The organism is Roseomonas sp. TS2 (assembly GCF_058833935.1).
In genome coordinates this window covers 1-8776 of sequence record NZ_JCACVY010000186.1, presented here as the reverse complement: position 1 = coordinate 8776, position 8776 = coordinate 1, and the positions used below count along the sequence as shown (strand labels likewise).

Below are 8776 nucleotides of genomic sequence, written 5' to 3'. Positions count from 1 at the left end.
CGCCCTGGCCGAGGCGCTGCGCCGCCCGCCGCGCCGCCTGCGCTACGGCGACCCGGCCGGCGACCCGGCGCTGCGCGCGGCGCTGGCCGGCTACCTCTGGCGCGCGCGCGGCCTGCGCTGCGCGCCGGAGCAGATCGTGGTGGTGGGCGGCTCGCAGCAGGGCATCGACCTCTGCGCCCGGCTGCTGCTCGACCCCGGAGACCGCGTCGCCATCGAGGACCCGGCCTACAGCCTGGCGCGGCACGCCTTCCTGGCCGCCGGCGCCGTGCCGGAGCCGCATCCGGTGGACCGCGAGGGGCTGCGGACCGCCGCGCTCGGCGCCGCCCGGCTGGCCTATGTGACCCCCTCCCACCAGTTCCCGCTCGGCGCCGTGCTGTCCGCGGCGCGGCGGCAGGCATTGCTGGCCTGGGCGCGGCGCGAGGGCGCCTGGGTGCTGGAGGACGACTATGATGGCGAGTTCCGCTTCGGCGTCGCCCCCATCCCGCCCCTGCAGGCGATGGAGCAGGAGGGGGCGGAGCGCGTGCTCTACCTCGGCACCGTCTCCAAGACGCTCTCGCCCGCCCTGCGGCTGGGCTACCTGGTGCTGCCGCGGGCGCTGGTGGCGCCCTTCGCCACGGCCAAGCGGCTGACCGACCGGCACGCCTCCGGGCTGGAGCAGGCGGCGCTGGCGCGGCTGATCGAGAGCGGCGCCTATGAGCGGCATGTGCGCCGCGCCCGGCGCCGCCACGCGGCACGGCGCGCCGCGCTGCTGGCCGCGCTGCGCGCCACCCTCGGCCCCCGCGCCACCGTGGCGGGAGAGGAGGCCGGGCTGCATGTGGTGCTGTGGCTGGAGGAGCTGCCCGCGGCGCTGGAGCCGGCGCTGGTGGCGCGGGCCGGCGCCGCAGGGCTTGGCCTCTACCCGGTCGGCGCCCTCTACCACCCGGGCGGTGCGCGGCCGGACAAGGCGGGGCTGGTGATCGGCTACGCCGCGCTGGGCGAGGCCGAGATCGCCGAGGGGGTGCGCCGGCTGCGCGCAGTGCTGGAGGCGATGCGCCGCTGAGGCCCCTGCCCTCAGGCCCCCGCTCTCAGGCCGTCGCGCGCAGCGCCGCCAGCAGCCGCGCCGCGCCTTCCTCCGGGGTGGTGTCGTTCGCCACCTCCACCACGTCGAGCCCCTCGGGCAGCGGCGCGGCGCGGCTGAGGCGCAGCGCGATCTCGGCCGCGCCCTCCCGCCCGCGCCCGGCCAGCCGCGCCGCCAGCACGGCGGGCGGCGCCGTCACCAGCAGCACGCGCAGGCGGTAGCGCGCGGCGGCCTCGGCCAGCACGGTGCGGGAGAGGTTGGCCACCACCACCCGCCCCTGCGCCAGGTCGCGCTCGACGATGCGGGGGATGCCGTAGTGCAGCCCGTGCGCCTGCCAGTGCAGCGCGAAGGCGCCGCTGGCCCGCGCCGCCCCGAACTCGGCCTCGCTCATCGGCCGGTGGTTCTCGGCGCCCGGGTGGTCCTGCGCCTCGGCCGGGCGGGTGATGACCCGCCGCGCGAAGACGAAGCGCGGATCGGCCGACAGCGCCGCCCGCGCGGCGCCGAGCAGCGTGTCCTTCCCCGCGCCCGAGGCGCCCACCACCGTCACCAGACTGCCCGCCATGCCGCTGCCCTGCCTCCCCCGGTTGACCCGACGCTTTTCGGCGCGCAATCAGCAGGGCGCAAGCACCCCCGCCCGGAGGCCATGAAATGTTCACGACCCGCCCCGAGATCGCCGCCACCTTCGGGGCGGTCGGCAGCACGCACTGGATCGCCAGCCAGGTGGCCATGGCGGTGCTGGAGCGCGGCGGCAACGCCTTCGACGCCGCCGCCGCCGCCGGCTTCACCCTCCAGGTGGCCGAGCCGCACCTGAACGGCCCGCTGGGCGACTGCCCCATCATCATCCATGACGCCAGGGCCGGCACGCAGCACGTCATCTGCGGCCAGGGCCCGGCGCCCGCCGGGCTGAGCGTGGCGCATGTGAAGGAGGGGCTGGGGCTCGACCTGATCCCCGGCACCGGCCTGCTGCCCGCCATGGTGCCCGGCGCCTTCGACGCCTGGGCCACCATGCTGCGCGACTGGGGCACCTGGACCCTGGCCGACGTTCTGGAATTCGCCATCGGCTATGCCGAGCGCGGCATCCACTACGTGCCGCGCATCGCCGCCACGGTGGAGAGCGTGCGGCCGCTCTTCGAGCAGGAATGGCCGACCTCCGCCGCGCTGTGGCTGCGCGATGGCGGCCCGCGCGCCGGCAAGCTGTGGCGCAACCCGGAGCTGGCCGCCACCTATGCCCGCGTGCTGCGCGAGGCCGCCGCCGCCGGGCCGGACCGCGTGGCGCAGATCGATGCCGCGCGCCGCGCCTGGTACGAGGGCTTCGTCGCCGAGGCGATCGACCGCTTCTGCCGCGGCACCGAGGCGCTGGACGCCTCCGGCCGCCGCCACCGCGGCGTGCTGGCGGGCGACGACATGGCGCGCTGGCGCGCCCCCGTCGAGGCGCCGCTGGCCTATGACTACCGCGGCACCACCCTGCTGAAATGCGGCCCCTGGAGCCAGGGCCCGGCCATGCTGCAGACCATGGCGATCCTCGCCGGCTTCGACCTCGCCGCCATGGACCCGGTGGGCGCAGAGTTCGCGCACCATGTTGTGGAGGCGATGAAGCTCGCCTTCGCCGACCGCGAGGCCTTCTACGGCGACCCGGATTTCACCGACGTGCCGATGGAGACGCTGCTCTCCGAGGCCTACACCGCCGGGCGCCGCGCGCTGCTGACGCCGGACGCGCAGATGGAGCTGCGCCCCGGCAGCATCCCCGGCCATGCGGGCTGGGTGGACCATGCGGCCGAATCGCGCGCCGCCCTGCTGGGCGCCGCTGCCGGCGCGGGGGAGCCCACCGTCTCCCGCCTCGGCGTCTCGGGCGCCGACACCTGCCATGTCGATGTCATCGACAAATGGGGCAACATGGTCTCGGCCACGCCCTCGGGCGGCTGGCTGCAATCCTCGCCGGCCATTCCGGGGCTCGGCTTCTGCCTTGGCACGCGCGGCCAGATGTTCTGGCTGGACGAGAGCCTGCCGAACGGGCTGAAGCCCGGCAAGCGGCCGCGCACCACCCTCTCCCCCGGCATGGCGCTGCGCGGCGGCCGCCCCTGGATGGCCTTCGGCACGCCGGGCGGCGAGCAGCAGGATCAGTGGCAGCCCATCATGCTGGCCCGCATGCTGAACCATGGGCTGAACATCCAGCAGGCGATCGACGCGCCGGCCTTCCACACGGAGCACTGGCCCTCCAGCTTCTGGCCGCGCGTGGCGCGCCCGGGCAAGGTGGTGCTGGAAGGCCGCTACGCCGCCGAGGTGCTGCAGGACCTGCTGGCGCGCGGCCACCGCGCCGAGCTGGGCGGCGACTGGTCGGAAGGCCGCCTCTCCGCCGTCCGGCAGGAGCCGGACGGGCAGATCTTCGCGGGCGCCAACCCGCGCGGCATGCAGGGCTACGCGGTCGGGCGCTGAGGCTGGGGCGGCATCCTGTCGCGGCGGTGGCGCCACGCGCCGCGCAGGAAGCCGAAGCCCCAGGCCAGGTGCATGGTCATCACCGCCAGCCCCACGGGCAGCAGCGAGAGGTCGCGCGCCTTCGCCGCCTGCGCCGCGCCCCAGCCCAGGCAGAGCAGCGCATAGGCCAGCGGGATGAACAGGAAGGGCGGCCAGAACGGCGCCAGCAGCACGGCGCCGGCGCAGCCCAGCAGCGCCGCAACCGGCGCCATCTGGCGCGGGCGGGGGCGCAGCCCGTGCTTCATCAGGGTGCGGGCGCGCCCCGCCCCGTGCTTCATGTACTGCCGCGCCAGCGAGGGCAGGTCCTTGCGCGGGTAGTAGGTGACGGGCGCCTCCCGGCACATCCACACCTTGCCGCCCGCGAGGTGGGCGCGGTGGTCCAGCTCCGCATCCTCGTTGTGGGTGAAGGCCTCGTCATAGCCGCCGATGGAGCGGAAGAAGTCGCGGTTGAAGGCGGCGTGGTGGCCATGGTCCACCCAGCCCGAGACGCCGCCCGCGCGGTGCGCCGAGCCGCCATTGCCGAGCTTGCTGTTCTGCGCCAGCGCGATGGCCCGCTGCATCCCGGCATGGCCTTCCGTCTTCATCGGCACCACCACGGAGGTGGCGCCGGCGGAGGGGCCGGTCCGCGCTTCCAGGCACCGGCACACGCGGGTGACGAAGCCCGGCGGATACCAGGCATGGGCATCGGCCCGCAGCAGGATGCGCGCCTCGGGGCTGGCCTCGCGCGCCGCCTGGTTCACCGCGGCGGATTGCAGCCGGGCGGGGTTGTGCAGCAGCCGCACCTCGGGGTGGCGGAGCTGGATGCCGGCCACGATTTCCCGCGTGCGGTCGGTGCTGCCGCCATCGAGCACCAGGACCTCCAGCCGGTAGCCATCGCCCTGCGTCAGCAGCGAGGCCAGGCAGTCGGCGATGTAGTGCTCCTCGTTCAGCACGGGCACGGCGATGGCGACGAGCGGGAGGGCGGCGAGGGGACGATCGGAGGACATGAACCGCCTTGTCTGCTGCAACTGCCGGACTTACTGCGAAGGCTCCGGCGCAGCGTCAAATGCCGATTGCGTGTCCGATCCCCGATCCTCGGATGGGTTTTCCCCGCAGATTCTTGTTTTTGATCCGGCCTGTTACCGGAATGCGCGGAGGGCGTGGCCCAGGGAGGATTTTTCCCCCCTGGGCCCTTTCGGCTTCAGTCGGCCGGCGTGTCCATCTGCGCCAGCCAGACCTCCACCTGGTCGAGTGCCGCCTCGTCCGGTGCCGTGATGACAAGCCTGGGCGGCTGCCCCTTGGCCACGGTGATGGTGACATCCCGGCCCTTGTAGCTCTGCGCCAGGCTGGGGTCGGCGCGCAGGGCGACAGGGCAGTCGACGGTGCGGGTGAGCATGGCGTGCCTCCAGTTCCGTGAGCAGGAGGCAACCGGGCCGGCCCCGCCGGGTTGCGCCGCTCAGCCGCGCGCCAGCACCGCCCGCACGGCGTCGAGGTCGATTGCCTCGCCCTTGCGTTTCCGCCGCGTCAGCGGGTCGCGGCTCTCCACCGTAGTGGCCATGGTGAGGGAGTTCAGCACCGCCTCCTCCACCGCCTCGATGGCGGCCACGAAAAGTGGGGACATGCGCTCGTTCGGCCAGTCCTCGTAGCGCGGCTGGGGCCGCCGCACGCCGGGATGGGTGGAGAAGGCGATGGCGTAGTCGCCCGAGCCGTCCGAAAAGGCGGCGCCGGTGCGGGCCAGCCCGGCCATGGCGCGCAGCGCGAGGCGCCCCAGGTTGCGGTCCGAAAGCGGCGCGTCGGTGGCGATCGCCACCATCACCGAACCGTCCGCGTCCCCCTGATCGGCGTGCTCGCGCAGGTAGAAGCGGCCCAGTGCCTCGCCGACGCGGTGGCCGTCCATCAGCAGCGCGCCGCCATAGTTGCTCTGCACCAGCGCGCCAAGGGTGCAGCCGCCCAGCGCCGCGGGCAGCATGCGCGAGGCCGTGCCGATGCCGCCCTTCCAGCCGAAGGCCATGGTGCCGGTGCCGGCACCGACGCTGCCTTCCGCCACCGAGCCGGGCGCCGCCTGCTCCAGCGCCGCCCGCACGTCCGCGGCCTCCAGGCCACGTGCGCGGATGTCGTTCAGCCGCCCGTCATTGGTCTCGCCCACCACGGCGTTGACCGAGAGCACCGCCTCATTGCCGGGCTGCGCCAGCGTCCAGTCCACCACCGCCTCGACGGCACGGCCGACCGACAGGGTGTTGACCAGCACCAGCGGCGATTCCAGCTCGCCCAGCTCCTGCAATTGGGTGGCACCGGCCAGCTTGCCGAAGCCGTTGATCGTGGCCAGCCCCGCTGGCACACGCTCGCGGAACAGGTTGCCGCCATGCGGGCGGATGGCGGTGACGCCGGTGCGGATGAACTCCCCCTCGATCCGCGTCACCTGCCCCACCAGCACGCCCGCCACGTCGGTGATGGCGTTGAGCGCCCCGGGCGGAAAGACGCCAGGGCGCAGGCCGAGGTCGCGGGCGCGGCGGCGCGCCACGCCCTGCGCCTCCGCGCTCATCCGGCCAGCGCGGCCTTGATGGCGGCCAGCGCCTCGGCGGCCTTGTCGGCCTCCGGGCCACCGGCCTGGGCCATGTCCGGCCGGCCGCCACCGCCCTTGCCGCCCACGGCGGCGCTGCCGGCGCGCACCAGCGCCACGGCATCGGCGCGGCCCTTGGCGCCCTCGGCCACGCCGACGACGATGCTGGCCTTGCCCTCGGCGGTGGAGAGCAGCGCCACCACGTCGGTGACGCCGGACTTCAGGATCGCCTCGGCCAGCCCCTTCAGGTCGCGCGGCGGCACCTCGCCGAGGTCGCGGCCGGAGAAGCGCAGCCCGCCCACCTCCTCGATGGCGGCGTCCGAGCCGCCGGTTGCCAGCTTCTTGCGCAGCTCGGCCACGTCGCGCTCCAGCTTGCGGCGCTCCTCGACCAGGGCGGCGATGCGCGCCGGCAGTTCGGCGGGGGCGATCTTCAGCGCGGCGGCGGCCTCGCGCAGGGTGCGCTGCTCCGCCTCGATCAGCGCCAGGGCGGCGGCGCCGGTCACGGCCTCCACACGCCGCACGCCGGCCGAGACGGCGCTCTCACTCACGATCTTGAACAGGCCGATATCGCCCGTGCGCCGCACATGCGTGCCGCCGCACAGCTCCAGCGAATAGACGCCGTGCTTCTCGGTGGCCGCCGGGTCATGCCCCATGCCGACCACGCGCACCTCGTCGCCATACTTCTCGCCGAACAGCGCCATGGCGCCGGCCTCGACGGCGGCCTCCGGCGTCATCAGCCGGGTCACCACCTCGGCGTTCTCGCGGATGCGGGCATTCACCTCGGCCTCGACCCAGGCGAGGTCGTCGGGCGCCATCGGCGTCGGCTGGGAGACGTCGAAGCGCAGCCGGTCCGGCGCGTTCAGCGAGCCCTTCTGCGCCACATGGGTGCCGAGCCGGCGGCGCAGCGCCTCGTGCAGCAGGTGGGTGGCCGAGTGGTGGGCGCGGATGGCACCGCGGCGTGTGTGGTCCAGCTCCGCCACCACCGCCTTGCCCGGCGCCGCCTCGCCCGCCTCGACCGTGCCGAGATGCACGAACAGGCCGAGCTTCTTCTGCGTGTCCCGCACCGCGATGCGCAGGCCATCGCCCGCGGTGATGGTGCCGGTGTCGCCCACCTGGCCGCCGCTCTCGGCGTAGAAGGGGGTCTGGTTCAGCAGCACGGCCACCTCGGTGCCCGGCCCCGCCTTCTCCGCCACCGCGCCATTGGCGACCACGGCGAGGATCTCGCCCTCCGCGCTCTCGGTCGAGTAGCCGAGGAACTCGGTGGCACCGAGGCGGTCCTTCAGGTCGAACCACAGCGTCTCGGTGGCGGCCTCGCCGGAGCCGGCCCAGGCGGCGCGGGCGCGCTTCTTCTGCTCGGCCATGGCGGCCTCGAAGCCGGCCACGTCCACCGCCTTGCCCTCGCCGCGCAGCGCGTCCTGCGTCAGGTCGAGCGGGAAGCCGTAGGTGTCGTAGAGCTTGAAGGCGACATCGCCGGGCAGCGTGCCCTTGTCGCCGAGCTTGTCGCTCTCCTCCGCCAGCAGGCCGAGGCCGCGCTCCAGCAGGCTGCGGAAGCGGTTCTCCTCCAGCTTCAGCGTCTCGGAGATCAGGCTCTCGGCGCGCACCAGCTCGGGATAGGCGGCGCCCATCTGGCGCACCAGGGTGGGCAGCAGGCGGTAGAGCAGCGGCTCCTTGGCGCCCATCATGTGGGCGTGGCGCATGGCGCGGCGCAGGATGCGGCGCAGCACGTAGCCGCGCCCCTCGTTGGAGGGCATCACCCCATCGGCGATCAGGAAGGCGCCGGAGCGGAGATGGTCCGCCACCACGCGGTGGCTCACCTTGAACGGCCCGTCCGCCGCCTGCCCCGTCGCCTCGGCCGAGGCCAGGATCAGCGCGCGGAAGGTGTCGATGTCGTAGTTGTCGTGCTTGCCCTGCAGGATGGCGGCGAAGCGCTCGAGGCCCATGCCGGTGTCGATCGAGGGGCGCGGCAGCGGGTTGCGGGTGCCCGCCGGCTCCTCGAGATACTGCATGAACACGAGGTTCCAGATCTCGATGAACCGGTCGCCATCCTCGTCCGGCGAGCCGGGCGGGCCGCCAGGGATGCCCTCGCCATGGTCGTAGAAGATCTCGGAGCACGGGCCGCAGGGGCCGGTGTCGCCCATCCGCCAGAAATTGTCGGAGGTGGGGATGCGGATGATCCGCTCATCCGGCAGGCCGGCGATCTTGCGCCACAGCGCGGCGGCGTCCTCGTCCTCCGAGAACACCGTGACCAGCAGCTTCTCCTTCGGCAGGGAGAAATCCTTCGTCAGGAGCGTCCAGGCGTGGGTGATCGCCTGCTCCTTGAAGTAGTCGCCGAAGGAGAAATTGCCCAGCATCTCGAAGAAGGTGTGGTGCCGGGCGGTGTAGCCCACATTGTCCAGGTCGTTGTGCTTGCCGCCAGCGCGCACCGACTTCTGGGCGGTGGTGGCGCGGGAATAGGGCCGCTTCTCCTGCCCGGTGAAGACGTTCTTGAACTGCACCATGCCGCTGTTGGTGAACATCAGCGTCGGGTCGTTGCGCGGCACCAGCGGCGAGGATTCCACCACCGTGTGGCCATTGCGGGCGAAATAATCGAGGAAGGTGGCCCGGATGTCGTTGCTGCTGGTCATATTCCGCTCTGTCGCCTTCGCTCTGGCCATGGGCGTGAGATTCCGTGGCCGCTGACGTAGCGCGGCGCGGCGAGGGTGAAAAGC

At 73.6% G+C, this 8776-nt stretch carries 7 protein-coding genes; 2 read left to right on the top strand and 5 right to left on the bottom strand.

The annotated features are described in order from the left end of the window. Window positions 1–1039 (top strand): MocR-like pyridoxine biosynthesis transcription factor PdxR (gene pdxR / locus ACZJYS_RS20485; protein WP_493180143.1); only part of this gene is annotated, 1039 nt, incomplete at its 5' end. Between the two features lie 25 nt (window positions 1040–1064). Here pdxR and phnN read toward each other — a convergent pair. Continuing rightward, complete coding sequence (gene phnN / locus ACZJYS_RS20480; RefSeq protein ID WP_493180142.1) at window positions 1065–1619, bottom strand: phosphonate metabolism protein/1,5-bisphosphokinase (PRPP-forming) PhnN; 555 nt, start codon at window positions 1617–1619, stop codon at window positions 1065–1067. 86 nt (window positions 1620–1705) lie between these two features. On the opposite strand from phnN, the gene ACZJYS_RS20475 reads away from it, so the two are divergent. After that, window positions 1706–3490 (top strand): gamma-glutamyltransferase family protein, encoded by a 1785-nt coding sequence (locus ACZJYS_RS20475; RefSeq protein ID WP_493180141.1) that lies wholly within the window; start codon window positions 1706–1708, stop codon window positions 3488–3490. Here ACZJYS_RS20475 and ACZJYS_RS20470 read toward each other — a convergent pair. The 4 genes from ACZJYS_RS20470 to alaS all read right to left on the bottom strand — a co-directional run bounded on the left by ACZJYS_RS20470 (window position 3472) and on the right by alaS (window position 8692). Beyond that, window positions 3472–4536 (bottom strand): glycosyltransferase family 2 protein, encoded by a 1065-nt coding sequence (locus tag ACZJYS_RS20470; protein WP_493180140.1) that lies wholly within the window; start codon window positions 4534–4536, stop codon window positions 3472–3474. The genes ACZJYS_RS20475 and ACZJYS_RS20470 overlap by 19 nt on opposite strands. Window positions 4537–4709: 173 nt before the next feature. Further along, window positions 4710–4904, bottom strand: coding sequence for a hypothetical protein (locus ACZJYS_RS20465; RefSeq protein WP_109518630.1), 195 nt, complete (start codon window positions 4902–4904; stop codon window positions 4710–4712). Between the two features lie 60 nt (window positions 4905–4964). Continuing rightward, window positions 4965–6050 (bottom strand): DmpA family aminopeptidase, encoded by a 1086-nt coding sequence (locus ACZJYS_RS20460; RefSeq protein WP_493180139.1) that lies wholly within the window; start codon window positions 6048–6050, stop codon window positions 4965–4967. Then, window positions 6047–8692 (bottom strand): alanine--tRNA ligase, encoded by a 2646-nt coding sequence (gene alaS, locus ACZJYS_RS20455; protein WP_493180138.1) that lies wholly within the window; start codon window positions 8690–8692, stop codon window positions 6047–6049. The genes ACZJYS_RS20460 and alaS overlap by 4 nt, the downstream gene beginning before the upstream one ends. Between the last annotated feature and the right edge of the window lie 84 nt (window positions 8693–8776).